Origin of the sequence: Psychrobacter sp. TB55-MNA-CIBAN-0194 (genome assembly GCF_040309505.1) — a bacterium.
Classification (GTDB): domain Bacteria; phylum Pseudomonadota; class Gammaproteobacteria; order Pseudomonadales; family Moraxellaceae; genus Psychrobacter; species Psychrobacter fozii.
Genome location: NZ_JBEOOW010000594.1, coordinates 1 through 250, shown reverse-complemented (window position 1 = coordinate 250; position 250 = coordinate 1). Strand labels below are relative to the sequence as shown.

At 51.6% G+C, this 250-nt stretch carries 1 protein-coding gene; it reads left to right on the top strand.

Features of this window, described 5'->3' with window-relative positions; genetic code table 11:
- On the top strand, nt 1-250 hold a 250-nt coding region (locus tag AAEY75_RS16400), incomplete at both ends, for an imelysin family protein (protein WP_352260221.1).

Sequence of the window (250 nt, the reverse complement as noted above, 5' to 3'; positions counted from 1 at the left end):
CAAGATACCAATGGCGTCGCTGAAGGTGCTGGCAACCGCCCGTTCAGTGATTATCTAACGACTGATGGTCAATGCACTAGCGGCGGGAGTGTTAATCCTGACGCTAGTATCTGTGAGCGCCGCGGACAGTATCTAAAAGCAGCAACTCAACTACTGGTTGATGATTTGTCCGCGATGGAAGCGCAGTGGCAACCTGACAGTGAAAACACCTTGCGTAGCGACATGATGGCACGTAGGGATAGCAATAGTC